This window comes from Pseudomonas sp. GCEP-101 (assembly GCF_025133575.1).
Taxonomy (GTDB): domain Bacteria; phylum Pseudomonadota; class Gammaproteobacteria; order Pseudomonadales; family Pseudomonadaceae; genus Pseudomonas; species Pseudomonas nitroreducens_B.
In genome coordinates this window covers 2,446,957-2,465,236 of record NZ_CP104011.1, presented here as the reverse complement: position 1 = coordinate 2,465,236, position 18,280 = coordinate 2,446,957, and the positions used below count along the sequence as shown (strand labels likewise).

Here is an 18,280-nt window from a genome sequence, read left to right as displayed (position 1 = left end):
TGATTTCAAGACTAGAGAAGCCGAAGCGGCGCGCAAATCGGGCGGTATGAGAGATTGCTATAAGGCTTAGAGAGGATGCGTTGTAGGGCGATCCCTACACGATTTGCCGAAGCAGACTGCCGACCACCGAGTGGTCGGCAGCCGGTGGATCAGCGCTTGGCCCAGGCCTGGAAGCGCTGCTCCAGCGCATCGCCATGCTCGGCCCAGAACGCCACGTTCATGCCCACGGCGTTGGCGATGTTCTGCGGCGCGGTGGGCAGGTTGGCGGCCACGTCCGGCGCCAGCAGTTCCACGGCCTTGCGGTTGGTCGGCCCGTAGGCGATGTTCTCGGCGAAAGCCTTCTGCTGCTGCGGCTGGCCGGCGAAGTTGACGAACTGCTCGGCCAGTTCCTTCTTGAACACGCCCGAGGGCAGCGCCCAGAAGTCGAAGTCGTAGATGCCGCCCGCCCAGACCATGCGGAAGCCCTTCTGCTCGGCCTGCGCGGCGGCGATCCGGCCGTTGTAGGCGGAGCTCATCACCACGGTGCCGTCGGCGAGATCACGCACCGGGTCCTGCCCGGACTTCCACCAGTTGATGTTCGGCTTCAGCTCGTCGAGCTTGCGGAAGGCGCGGTCGACGCCGTCATTGGTGGCGAGCACCTTATAGACGTCCCTGGGCGCGACCCCATCGGCCATCAGGGCGAATTCCAGGCTGTACTTGGCGCCCCAGCGCAGGCCGCGCTTGCCGGGGAATTTCTTCGTGTCCCAGAAATCCGCCCAGCTGCTGGGCGTGCCCTGCAGCTTGCTCTGGTTGTAGGCCAGCAGGGTCGTCCAGACGAAAATGCCGACGCCGCACGGCTGCACCGCGCCGGGCACGAAATCGGCGGTGTTGCCCAGGGTCTTCGGGTCGAGCTTCATGAACAGCCCTTCCTCGCATCCGCGCGCGAGCTCCGGGGCTTCGACTTCCACCACGTCCCAGGACACATGGCTGATCTCCACCATGCGCTTGAGCTTGGCCAGGTCGCCGTTGTAGGAACCGTGGACGACGGCGTTGCCGGTCACTTCCTTGAACGGCTTGTAGAAGGCCGCTTCCTGGGCCTGCTTGTTGGCGCCACCGAAGGAAATCACCGTGACGTAATCCGCCAGCGCCGGCATCGCCGCGCTCCCCAGCAGGCCGAACAGCAGCCCTCCCCTTACCGCTCGCAACATCTTCTTCTCCTTGTTATCACGACGTACCGCATGAAGCGGGCAATCATTCCCTGCCTCACGCCCGCTAGATAGACGGTTCGTTACAGAAATCGGACACGTCGCACAGAGTGAGGGGAAAATTCAGCGAGCCTTCTGCCGCAGATCAAGGAGGCAATTCGGATAGATCAGACGAGCTTGTGCTCCATGGCGTAACGCACCAGGTCCGCCACCGAGTTGGCATTGAGCTTCTGCATCAGCCGCGCCTTGTGGGTGCTGATGGTCTTGCTGCTGACCGCCAGTTGCTGGGCGATCTCGTTGACGCCTTCGCCCTGAACCAGGCGTTCGAACACCGAGAACTCGCGCTCGGACAGCAGCGCGTGGGGCGGCCGCGAATCGGTGAGCCCGACCTCGAAGACCATGCGGTCGGCCAGGTCCGGGTCGATGTAGCGCCCACCGCTGGCAACCTTGCGGATTGCGGTGAGCAGCAGCGCCGGGTCGCTGTCCTTGGTGGCGTAGCCGGCGGCGCCGACCTTCAACGCACGGGCGACCATCTGCACCTCATCGTGCATGGACAGCATGAGGATCGCCGGCGGGTTGTTCAGCGCGCGGATCCGCGGGATGGCCTCCAGGCCGTTGACGCCGGGCATGGAGATGTCCAGCAGGACCACTTCGCAGGGCGTCTGGCGCAGGGTGTCGAGCAACTGCTCGCCATTGGTGGCCTCGCCCACCACCTGCAGGTCCTTGGCCATACCGATCAGTTGCTTGATGCCCTCGCGCACGATCGTATGGTCTTCCGCCACCAGCACTCGAATCACCGCCCTTCCTCCCGCTTCGCACGTGTCATTGTCGTTGTCACTGCCGTCATCGATGCCGATAGCGCTGGCGCGTGCTCACGCGCTCGCCGAGCGCAGCGGCACCCGGATCAACAGCGTGGTGCCCTCCCCGGGCTGGCTGTCGATCTGCAGCGTGCCGCCGAACATCAGCACCCGCTCGCGCATGCCCACCAGGCCGAAGGACGCTCCCTGGCGCGTGGCGTTCGGGTCGAAGCCCACGCCGTCATCGGCGATGCGCAGGCACAACTCGCGCCCCTCGACGCTCAACTGCAGTTCCACAGTATGCGCCTGGGCATGGCGCATGACATTGGTCAGCGCCTCCTGGAGGATGCGGAACAGCCCGATGGCCTTGGCGTCGGACAGCGCCGGCGGGTTCTCCGGTACCTGCACCAGGCAGGGAATCTGCGTCCGCGCCTCAAAGCGGCGCGCCTGCCATTCCAGCGCCGAGCCGATGCCGGCATCGAGGATCGGCGGGCGCAGCGCGGTGGCCACGTCGCGCACCAGCTGGAACAGTTGGGCGATCAGGCGCTTCATGTTGTCCAGGCGCTCGCGCAGGCCGCTATCCAGCTCGGCGTAGGCCAACTCGCACATGGAGGTTTCCAGCTTTAGCACGGTGAGCACCTGGCCCAGCTCATCGTGCACTTCGCGGGCGATGCGCGCCTTCTCCTCCTCCCGCACGCTTTCCAGGTGCGCCGACAGCTCGCGCAGCTGCGCGCGGGAGTCCTGCAGTTCGCGCTCGATCTGCTTGTGCTCGGTGACGTCCCAGACTACGCCGTCCCAGGCCGGGCGACCGTCGTCCAGCGTGCGCACGGTGGCCTTGATGTCGACCCAGCGCGGTTCGTTGCTGCGGGTGAGGATGCGCCCCTGCCATTGCCAGTTGCGCTGGCCCTCCACCGCTTCCAGCTGACTGGCGAGGTAGCCCTCGCGTTCGGACGGATGCACCAGGCCCATGATGCCCAGGCCGCTCTCGCGCAGGTAGCCGGGCGAATAGCCGAGCGAGGTTTCGCTGCCGCCGGTGATAAAGCTGATGTAGGCGAAGTCGGAGTCGTCGTCCGGCGCGTTGGGCTCCAGGCGGAACACCAGGCCCGGCACGTTGGCGGCGATCCCCTGCAGGCGCGCCTCGCTCTCTTCCAGCGCGGCGCGGGCCCGGCGGCGTTCGGTGACATCGTTGAGGAACACCAGCAGGTATTCCGAATCGCCGAAGCGCAGGAAGCTCAGCGACACGTCGGCCGGCAGCCATTGGCCGTCGGCGCGCAGGCACTGGGTCTCGAAGCTCAGCGGCGCCTCGTCGGCATTGCGCGCGCGGCGCCAGAGGTTGAGCCAGCGGTCCATGTTCAGGGTCGGTTCGAAGTCCGACAGCGGGCGGTCCACCACGGCGCCCGGCGGGTAGCCGAGCAGCTCCTCGGCGGCGCGGTTGGCATAGCGCACGTGGCTGTCCCAGTTGACCCAGAGGATGCCGACGGTGCTGCTGTCGATAGCGAACTGGGTCAGGCGCAGCGCCTGTTCCGCGGCCTGGCGCAACTCGATATCGCGGCGCGCGGCGAGCAGGCGCGACTCCAGGGCGCGGTGCTGGCGCCGCAGCCACAGCAGCGCGGCGACGGCGAGCACCAGCAGCAGGCCGAGCAGGATGCAGAGGTTCTGCCAGAAGCCGGGCGAGGAACCCAGGCGCGGATAGGTCGGTTGCAGCCAGCGTTCGTGCAGTTGATCGAGGTCCTTGGGCGGCACCGCGCGCAAGGCGGCGTCGATGATCCCGGCGAGCTCGGGCAGGCCGCGCCGGGTCGCCACGCGCAACAGTTGCGGATAGCCGATATCGGCGACCACGGAGAGCCCGGTGAACTCGGTCTCGCGGGTCAGGCGCGCCAGTTGCGCCTCGTCGATCACGGCGTAATCGGCTTCGCGGCCAAGCACTTTGCGCAGCACTTCGCGGTCGCTGTCGACGACCTGCAGGGTCAGCCCGGAATAGGTGCTGCGCAGGTAGTCCACCACGGGCCCGGGGCCGCGCACGGACACCGATTCGCCTTCGCCCAGGTTATCCAGCTCCACCGAGGTGCCGCTGCGCCGATCACCCACGACCAGCCGCGGCACGCGCAGGTAAGGGTCGGAGAACAGCCAGTCGCGCAGGGTCGCGGGTGTCTGGCTGATGCCGGGGGCGAGGTCGATGTCGCCGGCGCGCACCGCCTTCTCCAGCGCCGCCTGGTCGGCAAAGGTATGCCACACCAGGCTCACGTGCAGCGCCTTGGCCAGCCATTCCAGCAGCTCGACATTGGCCCCGGAGAGCTGCTGCAGGCGACGGTCCTGCTGCACGTAGGGCGCTTCGAGCACGGCGCCGACGTGCAGCTGCGGATGCTCGGCGAGCCAGGCGCGCTGGGCGTCGTTCAGCGTCAGCGGCGGCGCAGCGGTTTCCGCCAGCACCACCAGAGGCAGGCAGCAGAACCAGGCCAGGCAGGCTTTCCACAACAGACGACTCATGCCGACAGCACCATGGATTTCACTCGGGTCAACGCAAATGGCCGGCATACCTTACAGCAACCTCGGTTGAACCCGGCAGGCCGCCGCCTGACAAAGCTAGTACAAGCCGCTAGGCTGGCCGCACTCGCGCCACCCGCCAAGACTGGGATATCACCGATGCCGCACCTGCCTCGCCTGACGCCTCTAGCCCTCTGCCTGTCCCTCGGCCTTGCACCGCTGGGCGTGAGCGGGGCCGAGGACGCCACGCCCACCGCCGAGAAAAAAACGGCTGCCGAGCCGGTGGCGCGCCCGGCCGTGAGCGAGCGCAGCCAGGACGAAGCCAGCGGCCTGGTGCGCCAGTTGCCCGAAAGCGAGCGCCAGGAGCTCAAGGCCGGCGACGAAACCTTCCTGGCCCTGTGGCTGCCGGCCAACACCGCCGACACCGAGGGCGCGGTAATCCTCATCCCCGGCGATGGCGAAAGCGCCGACTGGCCGGTGGCGATCGGCCCGCTGCGACGCAAGCTGCCCGATGCCGGCTGGCAGACCTTGGCCGTGACCCTGCCCGACCCGCAGAGCACCGCGCCGATTCCGCGGCCCAAGGAATCGCCGGACAAGGCCAGCGCCGACACCGACGCCACGGCCACCGACAGCGCCAGCAAGCCGGAGGTGAAAGGCAGTGGAGGCAGCGCCACGCCGACACCGGAAAGCACCGCCGAGGCCGGCAGCGCCGAGCCGGCCCAGGCCAGCCCCGAGGCTCCGCCGCCGCCCACCGACCCGGTGGAGCTGCGCAAGGCTCACGCCGAACGGGTGCTGGCACGGATCCAGGCGGCGGTGGAACTGGCCCAGCAGCACAAGCCGAAAACCATCATCCTGCTCGGGCACGGCACCGGCGCCTACTGGACAACCCGCTACCTGGGCGAGCGCACCCCGGCCGATATCCACAACCTGCTGCTGGTGGCGCCGGACATGCCGCGCGACTTCAAACCGTCGCTGGAGGAAACCGTGCCGCTGCTGAACCTGGCCACCGGCGACTTCTATTACAAGGACAAGGCGCCTGACGTGGCGGCGGCAAAATTGCGGCTGCAGGCCAGCAAGCGGCAGAAGGCGCCCAACTACGTGCAGATCGGCATGAACGCCCTGCCCGCCGACCTGGGCACCGAGCAGGAGCAGCTTTACCGGCGCATTCGCGGCTGGCTGTCGATGCACCTGGAGCCCAACGCGCAACCGTGAATCGGCGCCGCTAGCGGAACCCCTTGCGCTGGCGGACCAACAGGTAGGCGTCCTGGATTTCGCGGGTCTTGTGGGTGGCCGCGGCGATCCGTTCGGGGCTCGCGCCCATGCCTTCGAGCTTGTCCGGGTGGTTCTGGCTGATCAGCTTGCGGTAAGCGCGCTTGATCTCGTCCGGCTCGCTGTCCACCGTCACGCCCAACAGGCGCAGGGCACCGAGGTAGGAATCGCGCGGCTTGCTCGACGGCATCGAAGACCTGAGTGGTTCGGCATCCGCCGACAGCGCCTGGACGCGCGCCCGCGACAGCCCCAGCGAAGCCCCCCACGCCACCAGCAATTTGCCCTGTTCGGCAGTCGGCGCACCTGGCGCCCGGGCCATGCGCCAGCACGCCTGGATCAGGCCTTCGGCGACGGCTTCCTGGCCGCGGCGCTGGCGCAGGCCAAGCTCCAGCAATTGGCTGCCACCCTTGCCTTTGCCGAAGGATTCGATGGCGCGACGGCAACCGCCGTCGTCCAGCCGCAGGCGCTGCATCTCGACCCGCGCCTGCTGGATGTGCGCCTCCACCACCCGGCCGCGGCTCTTGGCCAGACGGCCGAGCAGGAGGAACAACAGGTCCTGGTCGGCGACCCGCGGACCGCCACGCAGTTGCTCCAGCAAGCCCCGCCAGGAGCGCGCCTGCATGCGCCGGTCGAGCACCTGGCCGAGCAATGCCCCGAGCATGGCGCCCGGAATACTGGCCAATGCCCAACCCGCGACGATCCCCAGCAGGGTGCCCGGCCAGAACATCTCAGCCCTCCGCCAACTGGCGTTCGACTTCGGCCAGGCGCTCATGGGTGCCGACATCGATCCAGCGGCCCCGATGATGCACGCCGCTGACGCGGCCAGCCTGCATCGCCTGGCGCAATAACGGTGCCAGCTTGAATGCCCCAGGCGCGCAGTCCTCGAACAGTTCGGGGCGGAGGATGGCGATGCCGCTGTAGGTCAGGCTGGGCTGGCCCTCGCGGTAGTCGCTAACGCGGCCGTCAATGAGGCAGAAATCGCCGCGCGCGTGGTGGCCGGGGTTATCCACCAGCACCAGATGCGCCAGGTCACCCTCGGCCAACGCGCCGTGCAGGCTCGCGTAGTCGAAGTCGGTCCAGATATCGCCGTTGGCGATGACGAAGGCGTCATCGCCCAGCAGCGGCAGTGCCTTGAAGATGCCGCCGCCGGTTTCCAGCGGCTCACCTTCGGGGGAGTAGGCAATGCTCACGCCACGGGACGAACCATCGCTCAGGTAGTCCTCGATCTGCTGGCCGAGCCAGGCGTGGTTGATCACCAGGCGATCGAACCCGGCCCGGCGCAGGGCCTGGATCTGGTAGTCGATCAGCGCCACACCGCCGGCGCGCACCAGCGGCTTGGGCGTGTGCAGGGTCAGCGGGCGCAGGCGTTCGCCCTTGCCCGCGGCAAGAATCATGGCCTTCATGCAGGGTGCGTCTCGTCGTGGGGCAGCTCGGCCAGCAGCGCAGCGAGGTCAGCCAGCTCCGGTCGGCGCGCGATGACGCTTTCCAGGTAGCGGAAGAAGCGCGGCACGTCGCCCAGGTAGCGCGGCTTGCCGTCGCGGTGGCAAATGCGCGCGAAGATGCCGATCACCTTCAGGTGGCGCTGGACGCCCATCAGGTCGCTGGCGCGGAAGAAGTCCTCGAAGCTGTCCGGCAGCGCGATGCCGGCGGCCTGCGCCTTGCGCCAGTAGCGCGACAGGCCGTCGTGCACGCGCGGCTCGGGCCAACTGAGGAAGGCATCCTTATAAAGGCAGGTCACGTCGTAGGTCACCGGGCCGTAGACCGCGTCCTGGAAGTCCAGGATGCCGGGGTTCGGCTCACTGAGCATCAGGTTGCGCGGCATGTAGTCGCGGTGCACGAATACGCGGGGCTGCTCCAGGGCGCTGCGCACCAGCAGGTCGCAGGTGCGCTGCCAGCGGGCCAGTTGCTCGCCGTCCAGGGTCACGCCCAGGTGGCGCTGCAGGTACCAGTCGGGGAACAGTTGCAGTTCGCGGCGCAGCAGGGCTTCGTCGTAGGCCGGCAGGCGCTGGGCGACATCCACCTGCTGGAAGGCCACCAGCGCATCGAGGGCATCCTCGAACAGCGTCTCGGCGTTCTGGGGGGTGAGCACGTCCAGGTAGGTCTGGCGTCCCAGGTCATCGAGCAGCAGGAAGCCCTGCTCGACGTCCTCGGCCAGAATCTTCGGAACGTGCACCCCGGCCTCCGCCAGCAGGCCGGCGACCTTGATGAAGGGGCGGCAGTCCTCCTGGGGCGGCGGCGCATCCATCACGATCAGGCTGCGGCCCTCGCTCTGCCAGCGGAAATAGCGGCGGAAACTGGCGTCGCTGCTGGCCGCCGTCAGGCTCGCCTGGGGCACCGGGCCCCAGCCTTGCGCGTTGAACACAGCGGGCAAACTCAAGTCCAACCAGCCGATCATCTGCTGGTAACGGGCATCCTGTGACATCTTTATGGGTTCTCCACGGCCCTAGCCGTTGCGCGGGTCATGCTTTATTATCCAGCATCTTTTTGAGCCCATCGAGAGGCGTGCGGTCCGCTTTGGGCCGATGGCTCGCAGGAAGCCCGGATTAACAAGATGGCAGTGAATTTCCCCGTGTTCCGTAGAAAATTCCCCTTACTGGTGACCGGTGGCCTGCTGGCTATCCAGCCGCTCGCCTCTGTGACCGCGGCACCCGGCGAGCAGTTCGCCTGCCAGCCCTCCGCGTCCGGCACCTGGGACTGCTCCTCGCAGAGCAGCGCCAGCAGCGTACCGCGCCCGCAGCACGGCGCCAGCTCGGTCAGCGCCGGCGGCACCGTCGCCAGCGGCTCGAAATCCTCGGGCAGCTCCAGCAGCAGCGCCGGCGAAGAGCCGAAACAACTGGTCACCGAGTCCGGCGGCCGCGGCCTGAAGTCGCGCAGCAGCGACTACAGCCACCTCGACTGGATCCCCCGCGACAAGCTCACCCCTGCCCAGCAGGCGGAAATGGGCCCGTACTGCAGCGGCGCTTATGTCGAGCCGATCCGCCCGGGCATGAACGACAAGACGCCGAACGACGAGGCGCCGACCTACGTTTCGGCCAAGGTGTCGCGCTACGAGCAGGAAAAACAGATCGCCACCCTCGCGGGTAACGTGGTCCTGCGCCAGGGCAGCATGCAGGTGGAGGCCGACGAGGCCAACCTGCACCAGGCCGAGAACCGCGGCGAGCTGGTCGGTAACGTCAAGCTGCGCGACAACGGCGCGCTGATCGTCGGCGACCACGCCGAGCTGCAACTGGACAATGGCGAGGCGAAGATCGAGAACGCCGAGTACGTCATGCACCAGGCGCAGATCCGCGGCAGCGCGCTGTACGCCAAGCGTCAGGAAGACGCGATCATCCAGCTCAAGGACGGCACCTACACCCGCTGCGAACCGAACAGCAACGCGTGGGTGCTCAAGGGCAATAACATCAAGCTGAACCCGGCCACCGGCTTCGGCACCGCGACCAACGCGACCCTGCGGGTGAAGGACATTCCGGTCTTCTACACCCCGTACATCTATTTCCCGATCGACAACCGTCGTCAGTCCGGCTTCCTGGCGCCATCCTTCGCCAGCTCGAGCGATACCGGCTTCACCCTGACCACGCCGTACTACTTCAACCTGGCGCCCAACTACGACGCCACGTTGTACCCGCACTACATGGTCAAGCGCGGCCTGCTGATGGAAGGCGAGTTCCGCTACCTGACCCACAGCAGCGAAGGCCAGGTCAACGCCGCCTACCTGAACGACAAGAACGACGACCGCAAGGACTTCCCGCAATACACCGACACCCGTTGGCTGTATGGCTGGAAGAACGTCAGCGGCCTGGATTCGCGCCTGATGGCGCAGGTGGACTACACCCGCATCAGCGACCCGTACTACTTCCAGGACCTGGACACCTCGCTGGGCATCGGCTCGCCGACCTACGTCAATCAGCAAGGCATCCTGACCTACCGCGGCGACAGCTACATCGCCCGCCTGAACGCGCAGTCCTACCAGTTGGCGACCGTGACAGACGTCACCCCATATGATCGTCTGCCGCAACTGACCCTGGATGGCCAATTGCCGTTCAACCCGGGCGGCTTGAACTTCACCTACAGCACCGAGGCCGTGCGCTTCGACCGCGACCTGGATGAAGGCTTCTATCGTCGTAACGAAGACGACCCGAACCTTTACGCCCGTCCGGACACCAACATTCAGGGATTGGCTCGCGCCACCGGTGATCGCTTCCATGCCGAGCCGGGCATCAGCCTGCCGATGAACCGCAGCTGGGGCTTCCTGACTCCCACCGTCAAGGCCATGTACACCAAGTACGACCTGGACCTGGACGGCAAAGGCAAGGCTACGCTGCCGTCCTACATCGACTACGACAGTAGCCCTGACCGTTCCCTGGGCCTGGCCAAACTCGACTCCGGCCTGTACTTCGACCGCGACACCACCTTCGCTGGCACCAAGTTCCGCCAGACCTTGGAGCCGCGTGCGATGTACCTGTACGTGCCGTACAAGGACCAGGACAATCTGCCGACCTTCGATACCGGCGAGTTCACCTTCAGCTACGACTCGCTGTGGCGTGAGAACCGCTTCACCGGCCGCGACCGCATTGGCGATGCCAACCAGCTGTCCCTGGGCCTGGGATCGCGCTTCATCGAGGACGATGGCTTCGAGCGCGCCTACATTGCCGCTGGCCAGATCTATTACTTCAGCGACCGCCGCGTCCAGCTGCCAGGCCTGACCGAGGACGACCTGCGCGTCAGCGGCAAACAGAATCCGGACGCGGATACCTGGCGCTCGCCTTACGCGCTTACCGGCATCTATCGCTTCAACCACGACTGGTACGCCAGCTCGGACTTCAACTGGAACCCGAACATCAACCATACCGACAACGGTAACCTGATGTTCCACTACCAGCCCGAAGCCGACCCGCGCAAGGTGCTCAACGCCGGCTACCGCTACCGCGCGGACAGCAAGCGCTTCAACCCGAACACCGGGCAGTTCGAATACGGCAGCGACGAGTACAAGATCGAACAGCATGATTTCTCGTTCATCTGGCCGGTCCTGCCGCAGTGGGCCGCCATCGGCCGCTGGCAGTTCGACTACAACCAGAGCCGCACACTGGAAGCCTTCGGTGGCTTCGAGTACGACAGCTGCTGCTGGAAGCTGCGCCTGATCAATCGCTACTGGGTCGACTACGACGACGACGAGTTCATCACCTCGACGTCCAAGTCCGACCGCGGTGTATTCCTTCAAATCATCTTGAAAGGCCTTGGCGGCGTGGTTGGCAACCAGGTGGAAGGCTTCCTCGACCAAGGTATCCAGGGTTATCGTCAACGTGAAGACAATGCTATGTAAGGCCCTGCGCCCGCTGATGCTGGGCGCGCTGTTGGCAAGTTCCGTCGTGCACGCCGAAGTGGTTCCGCTGGATCGCGTGGTCGCCATCGTCGATAACGACGTGGTGATGCAGAGCCAGCTGGACCAGCGCCTGCGCGAAGTCCGTGCAACCATCCAGAAGCGCGGCGCACCGCTGCCGCCCGAGCACGTGCTGACGCAGCAGGTGCTCGAGCGTCTGATCATCGAGAACATCCAGCTGCAGATCGGCGACCGCTCCGGCGTGCGCATCACCGACGAAGAGCTGAACCAGGCCATGGGCACCATTGCCCAGCGCAACAACATGAGCCTGGATCAGTTCCGCGCCGCCCTCGCCCACGACGGCCTGTCCTACGACGAGGCCCGCGAGCAGGTGCGCCGCGAGATGATCATCAGCCGGGTGCGCCAGCGCCGCGTGGCCGAGCGCATCCAGGTCAGCGAGCAGGAAGTGCAGAACTTCCTCGCCTCCGACCTGGGCAAGATCCAGCTCTCCGAAGAGTATCGCCTGGCCAACATCCTCATACCGGTACCCGACAGCGCTTCGCCGGAAACCGTGCAGGCCGCAGCGCGCCAGGCCCAGGAGATGTACCAGCAGCTCAAGCAGGGCGCCGACTTCGGCCAGTTGGCGGTGTCCCGCTCGGCCGGCGACAACGCCCTGGAAGGCGGCGAGATCGGCTGGCGCAAGGCCGCCCAGCTGCCCTCCCCGTTCGACAGCATGGTGGGCAGCCTGGCCGTGGGCGATGTGACCGAGCCGGTCCGCACCCCGGGTGGTTTCATCATCCTCAAGCTGGAAGAGAAACGCGGTGGCAGCAAGATGCTGCGTGACGAAGTCCACGTCCGCCACATCCTGCTCAAACCCAGCGAAATCCGCAGCGACGAAGAAACCCAGCGCCTGGCCGAGAAGCTCTACGAGCGCATCCAGGCTGGCGAAAGCTTCAGCGAACTGGCGAAGAAGTACTCCGAAGACCCGGGCTCCAAGCTCAACGGCGGCGACCTCAACTGGGTCGACCCGGAATCCCTGGTACCGGAGTTCCGCGACGTGATGAACAACGCGCCGCAAGGCCAGGTCACCAAGCCGTTCCGCTCTCCCTTCGGCTGGCACGTGCTGGAAGTCCTCGGCCGTCGCGCCACCGACAGCAGCGACAAGTTCCGCGAGCAGCAAGCCGCCCAGACCCTCCGTGCGCGCAAGTACGACGAGGAACTGCAGGCCTGGCTGCGGCAGATCCGCGACGAAGCCTACGTCGAGATCAAGCAGTAAGCCGCTTGAGTCGCTGACGAAGAAACCCGGCCCAGGCCGGGTTTCTTTTTGCCCGCCGAACGCTTCGTACATCCCCGGCTTCGTCGTAGAGTAGGCCCATTCGCCGCACAACCTGATTCGAGAACCCCACTGATGAGCACCTCCCACCTGTTCGCGCTGACTCCTGGCGAGCCCGCCGGCATCGGCCCGGACCTCTGCCTGCTGCTGGCCCGCGAGGCGCAACCCCACCCGCTGGTCGCCGTCGCCAGCCGCGAAATGCTGGCACAGCGCGCCGCCCAGCTGGGCCTGGCCATCGCGCTGCAGGATGTCGGCCCCGGCAGCTGGCCGACCGACGCCGCGCCGGCCGGCACCCTGTATGTCTGGGATACCCCGCTGGGCGCGCCGGTCGAACCCGGCAAGCTGGACCCGGCCAACGCCGCCTACGTGCTGGAAACCCTGACCCGCGCCGGCCAGGGATGCGTGGACGGGCACTTCGCCGGGATGATCACCGCCCCCGTGCACAAGGGCGTGATCAACGAGGCCGGCATCGCCTTCTCCGGCCACACCGAATTCCTCGCCGACCTGACCCACACCGCCCAGGTGGTGATGATGCTCGCCACCCGCGGCCTGCGCGTTGCGCTGGTGACGACCCACCTGCCGCTGCGGCAGATCGCCGACGCCATCACGTCGGTGCGCGTGGAGCGGGTCACCCGCATCCTGCACGCGGACCTGCGCGACAAGTTCGGCATCGCCAATCCGCGCATCCTGGTCTGCGGCCTGAACCCCCACGCCGGCGAAGGCGGCCACCTCGGCCACGAGGAAATCGACGTGATCGAGCCGACCCTGGAGCGCCTGCGCGGCGAAGGCATGCAACTGATCGGCCCGCTTCCGGCCGACACGCTGTTCACCCCCAAGCACCTGGAGCATTGCGACGCCGTGCTGGCGATGTACCACGATCAGGGCTTGCCGGTGCTCAAGTACAAGGGGTTCGGCGCGGCGGTGAATGTCACCCTGGGCCTGCCGATCATCCGGACCTCGGTGGACCACGGCACCGCGCTGGACCTGGCCGGCACCGGCCGGATCGACAGCGGCAGCCTGCAGGTTGCTCTTGAAACCGCCTATCAAATGGCGGCGGCTGCCGCCAGCCGGTAGCTGCACGCGACAAGCGGCACGCGGTGTCAGCTGGTAAACTTTCTCACTTTGAACATCGCTTTGGCTCTGGCTTGTCGCTTGCAGCTTGAAGCCTGGAGCCGCATTCATGTCGTCCGAACTCTTCCAGCACCGCGCCCGTAAACGCTTTGGGCAAAACTTCCTGCATGACGCCGGGGTGATTCACAAGATCCTCCGGGCCATCGCCGCCAAGGAAGGCCAGCACCTGCTGGAAATCGGCCCGGGCCAGGGCGCCCTGACCGAGGGACTGGTGGACAGCGGCGCCAAGCTCGACGTCATCGAACTGGACCTCGACCTGATCCCGCAACTGAAGTGGCGCTTCGGCCTGAAGCCCAACTTCAGCCTGCACCAGGGCGATGCCATGAAGTTCGACTTCGCCACGCTGGTCGCTTCCCCCGAGGACAAGCTGCGCGTGGTGGGCAACCTGCCGTACAACATCTCGACCCCGCTGATCTTCCACCTCCTGGACCATGCCTCGCTCATCCAGGACATGCACTTCATGCTGCAGAAGGAAGTGGTGGAGCGCCTGGCCGCCGAGCCGGGCAACGGCGACTGGGGTCGCCTGTCGATCATGGTGCAGTACTTCTGCCGCGTGGATTACCTGTTCACCGTCGGCCCCGGCGCGTTCAACCCGCCGCCCAAAGTCGACTCGGCGATCGTGCGCCTGGTGCCCTATACCGAACTGCCGCACCCGGCCAACGACCACCACGTGCTCGAACGCATCGTCCGCGAAGCCTTCAACCAGCGCCGCAAGACCCTGCGCAACACCCTGCGCACCCTGATGAGCGTGGAAGACATCGAAGCCGCCGGCGTCGACCCGACCCTGCGCCCCGAACAGCTGGACGTGGCCGACTTCGTTCGTCTGGCCAACCGCTACAGCGAAACCCACCCGCAAGCCTCGCCAGGAGCCTCCGCATGAGCGATCCGCGCTACCAGGTGAGCGTCAGCGTCACCACTCGCCACCTGCCCGAGCAGTCCCAGCCGGAACAGCAGCGCTACGTGTTCGCCTACACCGTGACCATCCATAACCACGGCGAGCTGGCTGCCAAGTTGCTCACCCGCCACTGGATCATCACCGACGGCGACGGCCATGTGCAGGAAGTGCGCGGCGCCGGCGTGGTGGGCGAAAAACCGCTGATCGAGCCGGGGGCCAGCCACACCTACACCAGCGGCACGGTCATGACGACCAAGGTTGGCAGCATGCACGGCAGCTACCAGATGGTCGCCACCGACGGCCATCACTTCGACGCCGAGATCCCGGCGTTCCGCCTGGCCGTCCCAGGAGCGCTGCACTGATGGCCACCTACGCCGTGGGCGACCTGCAGGGCTGCCTGGAACCGCTCAAGTGCCTGCTGGAGCAGGCGCAGTTCGACCCGGCCGCGGACACGCTCTGGCTGGTGGGCGACCTGGTCAACCGCGGGCCGGCGTCGCTGGAGACGCTGCGCTTTCTGTATGCCATGCGCGATTCGCTGGTCTGCGTGCTGGGCAACCACGACCTGCACCTGATCGCGGTAGCCTACAACGCCGAGCGCCTGAAAAAGAACGACACCCTGCGGGAGATCATCGAAGCGCCGGACGGCCCGCAACTGATCGAATGGCTGCGGCAGATGCCGCTGATCCATCACGATGCCCAGCGCGACATCACCCTGGTGCACGCCGGCATCCCGCCGCAATGGTCCGTCGAGAAGGCCCTGCTGCGCGCCGCCGAGGTCGAAAAGGCGCTGCGCGACGACACCCAGCTGCCGCTATTCCTTGACGGCATGTATGGCAACGAGCCGGCCAAGTGGGACAAGAAGCTGCATGGCATCGAGCGCCTGCGGGTGATCACCAACTATTTCACGCGCATGCGCTTCTGCACCCCCGACGGCAAACTCGACCTGAAATCCAAGGAAGGCCTGGACACCGCGCCGCCCGGCTACGCGCCCTGGTTTAGCTACGCCGAGCGCAAGGCCGCCGGGCGCAAGATCATCTTCGGCCACTGGGCAGCATTGGAAGGCCGGTGCGACGTCCCCGGCCTGTTCGCCCTGGACACCGGCTGCGTGTGGGGCGGCAGCATGACGCTGATGAACGTCGATACCCTCGAGCGCATCCACTGCAGCTGCGCCGATCAACCAGAATGATTGCAGCGCAGCCACAGGCTGCGCGCCTTGCGAGGTAACCCATGAGCGACTTCAAACGCATCGCCCCCGACCAGGCCCAGCAACTGCGCGAAAGCGGCGCCCAGGTCGTCGACATCCGCGACCCGCAGAGCTACGCGCTGGGCCACATCAGCGGCGCCCGGCACATCGACAACTACTCGGTGGCCGACTTCATCCGCGAGGCGGACATGGACGCACCGCTGGTCGTGGTCTGCTACCACGGCAACTCCAGCCAGAGCGCGGCAGCCTATTTCGTCCAGCAGGGCTTCTCCGAGGTCTACAGCCTCGACGGCGGCTTCGAACTGTGGCGCAGCGTCTATCCCGCGGATACCAGCGCGGGCGGCGCTGACTGAAAGCCCTTACGAAAGGGGCGGAATAGCCCCTTCAAAAAATCTGTAACTTCTCGCGCTTTCGTCCTTTACACATCAAAGAACGAACTATCCTTTCCCTCAGGCCATCCAAAAAAGGGAGAGCCGGCACACCGGCTTCCGGTTAATCGGCAGTGACCATTGGGGGCGGATCAGGGCAGAGGCCAGGTTCCGTTGGAGTTCTGGGGGATTCTCGCCGGCAGCGCTGGCAGCCCGACCGCACCCGCACAGACCGATCCGGCGCCGGCTCCATGCATCGAGCGAGGAGACGTCATGAGCATTTTCAGTCACTTCCAGGAACGCTTCGAAGCGACCCGCCAAGAGGAGTACTCCCTCCAGGAGTACCTGGACATCTGCAAGCAGGACAAGATCGCCTATGCCACCGCCGCCGAGCGGATGCTGATGGCCATCGGCGAGCCTGAACTACTCGACACATCCGTCGATTCCCGCCTGTCGCGGATCTTCTCCAACAAGGTGATCCGCCGCTACCCGGCCTTTGCCGACTTCCATGGCATGGAAGAGTGCATCGACCAGATCGTCTCGTTCTTCCGCCACGCCGCCCAAGGCCTGGAAGAGAAGAAACAGATCCTGTACCTCCTGGGCCCGGTCGGTGGCGGTAAATCCTCCCTCGCCGAAAAGCTCAAGCAACTGATGGAGCACGTGCCCTTCTATGCCATCAAGGGCTCGCCGGTGTTCGAATCGCCCCTGGGCCTGTTCAATCCCGACGAAGACGGCGCCATCCTCGAGGAAGACTACGGCATCCCCCGGCGCTACCTGCGCTCGGTCATGTCGCCCTGGGCGACCAAGCGTCTCAACGAATTCGGCGGCGACATCAGCCAATTCCGCGTAGTCAAGCTGCACCCCTCGATCCTCAACCAGATCGCCATCGCCAAGACCGAGCCGGGCGATGAGAACAACCAGGACATCTCCGCGCTGGTCGGCAAGGTGGATATCCGCAAGCTGGAAGAATTCCCGCAGAACGACGCCGACGCCTACAGCTACTCGGGCGCGCTGTGCCGGGCCAACCAGGGCCTGATGGAATTCGTCGAGATGTTCAAGGCGCCGATCAAGGTCCTCCACCCCTTGCTCACCGCGACCCAGGAAGGCAACTACAACAGCACCGAAGGCCTCGGTTCGCTGCCCTACAGCGGCATCATCCTCGCCCACTCCAACGAATCGGAATGGCACAGCTTCCGCAACAACAAGAACAACGAGGCGTTCATCGACCGTATCTACATCGTCAAGGTGCCGTACTGCCTGCGCGTCTCCGACGAGATCAAGATCTACGACAAGCTGCTGGTCAACAGCTCGCTGGCGCACGCCCACTGCGCGCCGGATACCCTCAAGATGCTCTCGCAGTTCTCCGTGCTGTCGCGCCTGAAGGAGCCGGAAAACTCCAACATCTACTCGAAAATGCGCGTCTACGACGGCGAAAACCTCAAGGACACCGATCCCAAGGCCAAGTCGATCCAGGAATACCGCGACGCCGCCGGGGTCGACGAAGGCATGGCCGGGCTCTCCACCCGCTTCGCCTTCAAGATTCTCTCCAAGGTGTTCAACTTCGACCCCCATGAAGTCGCTGCGAACCCGGTGCACCTGCTCTACGTGCTGGAACAGCAGATCGAGCAGGAGCAGTTCCCGCCGGAAACCCGCGAGCGCTACCTGCGCTTCCTGAAGGAATACCTCGCGCCGCGCTACGTCGAGTTCATCGGCAAGGAAATCCAGACCGCGTACCTGGAGTCCTACAGCGAGTACGGCCAGAACATCTTCGACCGCTACGTGCTGTACGCCGACTTCTGGATCCAGGACCAGGAGTACCGCGACCCGGAAACCGGCGAGATCCTCAACCGCGCTGCCCTCAACGAGGAACTGGAGAAGATCGAGAAACCCGCCGGCATCAGCAACCCGAAGGATTTCCGCAACGAAATCGTCAACTTCGTGCTGCGTGCCCGCGCCGGCAACAACGGCAAGAACCCCAGCTGGCTGTCGTACGAGAAGCTGCGCGTTGTGATCGAGAAGAAGATGTTCTCCAACACCGAGGACCTGCTGCCGGTCATCAGCTTCAACGCCAAGGCGAGCAAGGAGGATCAGCAGAAGCACAACGACTTCGTCAAACGCATGGTCGAGCGCGGCTACACCGAGAAGCAGGTGCGCCTGCTGTCGGAATGGTATCTGCGGGTTCGCAAGTCGCAGTAGTCTGCCATCGGCGCGGCGGCATTCCCCGCCGCGCCGGTCGCCGTCGCATTCGGACCTGTCCGTGGCGGCTCCACGCCGCTGCGCAGCAGGCCCTGAGGAGCA

General features: G+C 65.8%; 15 protein-coding genes. 9 read left to right on the top strand and 6 right to left on the bottom strand.

The features are described from left to right. Nucleotides 1–149: 149 nt before the first annotated feature. The 3 genes from N0B71_RS11135 to N0B71_RS11125 form a co-directional block, all read right to left on the bottom strand. Nucleotides 150–1,187 (bottom strand): ABC transporter substrate-binding protein, encoded by a 1,038-nt coding sequence (locus N0B71_RS11135; protein ID WP_259758978.1) that lies wholly within the window; start codon nt 1,185–1,187, stop codon nt 150–152. Between the two features lie 164 nt (nt 1,188–1,351). Further along, a complete protein-coding gene (locus N0B71_RS11130) occupies nt 1,352–1,981 on the bottom strand; it encodes a response regulator (RefSeq protein ID WP_081520786.1) in 630 nt (209 codons plus the stop codon). 75 nt (nt 1,982–2,056) lie between these two features. Beyond that, a complete protein-coding gene (locus N0B71_RS11125; RefSeq protein WP_259758977.1) occupies nt 2,057–4,468 on the bottom strand; it encodes a PAS domain-containing sensor histidine kinase in 2,412 nt (803 codons plus the stop codon). A gap of 156 nt (nt 4,469–4,624) precedes the next feature. Here N0B71_RS11125 and N0B71_RS11120 point away from each other — a divergent pair, with 156 nt between their 5' ends. Next, the gene (locus N0B71_RS11120; protein WP_259758976.1) at nt 4,625–5,677 is read left to right on the top strand and encodes an alpha/beta hydrolase family protein; all 1,053 of its coding nucleotides are present in this window, start codon (nt 4,625–4,627) and stop codon (nt 5,675–5,677) included. 10 nt (nt 5,678–5,687) lie between these two features. Here the strand turns inward: N0B71_RS11120 and N0B71_RS11115 are convergent, their stop codons facing one another. Genes N0B71_RS11115 through N0B71_RS11105 form a run of 3 tightly spaced genes read right to left on the bottom strand, consistent with a single transcriptional unit; the run spans nt 5,688 to nt 8,156 of the window. Next, nucleotides 5,688–6,461 (bottom strand): DnaJ domain-containing protein, encoded by a 774-nt coding sequence (locus N0B71_RS11115; protein ID WP_259758975.1) that lies wholly within the window; start codon nt 6,459–6,461, stop codon nt 5,688–5,690. A gap of 1 nt (nt 6,462) precedes the next feature. Further along, the gene (gene murU / locus N0B71_RS11110) at nt 6,463–7,137 is read right to left on the bottom strand and encodes an N-acetylmuramate alpha-1-phosphate uridylyltransferase MurU (RefSeq protein ID WP_259758974.1); all 675 of its coding nucleotides are present in this window, start codon (nt 7,135–7,137) and stop codon (nt 6,463–6,465) included. Further along, a complete protein-coding gene (locus tag N0B71_RS11105; RefSeq protein WP_259758973.1) occupies nt 7,134–8,156 on the bottom strand; it encodes an aminoglycoside phosphotransferase family protein in 1,023 nt (340 codons plus the stop codon). The genes murU and N0B71_RS11105 overlap by 4 nt, the downstream gene beginning before the upstream one ends. Before the next feature lie 129 nt (nt 8,157–8,285). Between N0B71_RS11105 and N0B71_RS11100 the strand changes: the two genes are divergently transcribed. From N0B71_RS11100 to N0B71_RS11065, 8 genes are all read left to right on the top strand, one after another. Further along, nucleotides 8,286–11,054 carry an LPS-assembly protein LptD gene (locus N0B71_RS11100; protein WP_259758972.1) on the top strand — a complete coding sequence of 923 codons (2,769 nt, stop codon included), beginning with the start codon at nt 8,286–8,288 and terminating at the stop codon, nt 11,052–11,054. Then, nucleotides 11,035–12,327, top strand: coding sequence for a peptidylprolyl isomerase (locus N0B71_RS11095; protein WP_259758971.1), 1,293 nt, complete (start codon nt 11,035–11,037; stop codon nt 12,325–12,327). The genes N0B71_RS11100 and N0B71_RS11095 overlap by 20 nt, the downstream gene beginning before the upstream one ends. Before the next feature lie 132 nt (nt 12,328–12,459). Continuing rightward, on the top strand, nt 12,460–13,458 hold the full coding sequence (gene pdxA, locus N0B71_RS11090) for a 4-hydroxythreonine-4-phosphate dehydrogenase PdxA (RefSeq protein ID WP_259758970.1): 999 nt from the start codon (nt 12,460–12,462) through the stop codon (nt 13,456–13,458). Between the two features lie 106 nt (nt 13,459–13,564). Continuing rightward, nucleotides 13,565–14,395 (top strand): 16S rRNA (adenine(1518)-N(6)/adenine(1519)-N(6))-dimethyltransferase RsmA, encoded by an 831-nt coding sequence (gene rsmA, locus N0B71_RS11085; RefSeq protein ID WP_259758969.1) that lies wholly within the window; start codon nt 13,565–13,567, stop codon nt 14,393–14,395. Beyond that, nucleotides 14,392–14,772 carry a Co2+/Mg2+ efflux protein ApaG gene (apaG, locus tag N0B71_RS11080; protein ID WP_259758968.1) on the top strand — a complete coding sequence of 127 codons (381 nt, stop codon included), beginning with the start codon at nt 14,392–14,394 and terminating at the stop codon, nt 14,770–14,772. The genes rsmA and apaG overlap by 4 nt, the downstream gene beginning before the upstream one ends. Continuing rightward, nucleotides 14,772–15,596, top strand: a complete 825-nt coding sequence (locus tag N0B71_RS11075) for a symmetrical bis(5'-nucleosyl)-tetraphosphatase (RefSeq protein ID WP_259758967.1) — start codon at nt 14,772–14,774, stop codon at nt 15,594–15,596. The genes apaG and N0B71_RS11075 overlap by 1 nt, the downstream gene beginning before the upstream one ends. A gap of 41 nt (nt 15,597–15,637) precedes the next feature. Then, nucleotides 15,638–15,967: a thiosulfate sulfurtransferase GlpE gene (gene glpE, locus N0B71_RS11070; RefSeq protein WP_259758966.1), complete on the top strand. Its 330-nt coding sequence runs from the start codon at nt 15,638–15,640 to the stop codon at nt 15,965–15,967. Nucleotides 15,968–16,255: 288 nt separating this feature from the next. Then, nucleotides 16,256–18,178 carry a PrkA family serine protein kinase gene (locus N0B71_RS11065; protein ID WP_259758965.1) on the top strand — a complete coding sequence of 641 codons (1,923 nt, stop codon included), beginning with the start codon at nt 16,256–16,258 and terminating at the stop codon, nt 18,176–18,178. The last annotated feature ends 102 nt before the right edge of the window (nt 18,179–18,280 follow it).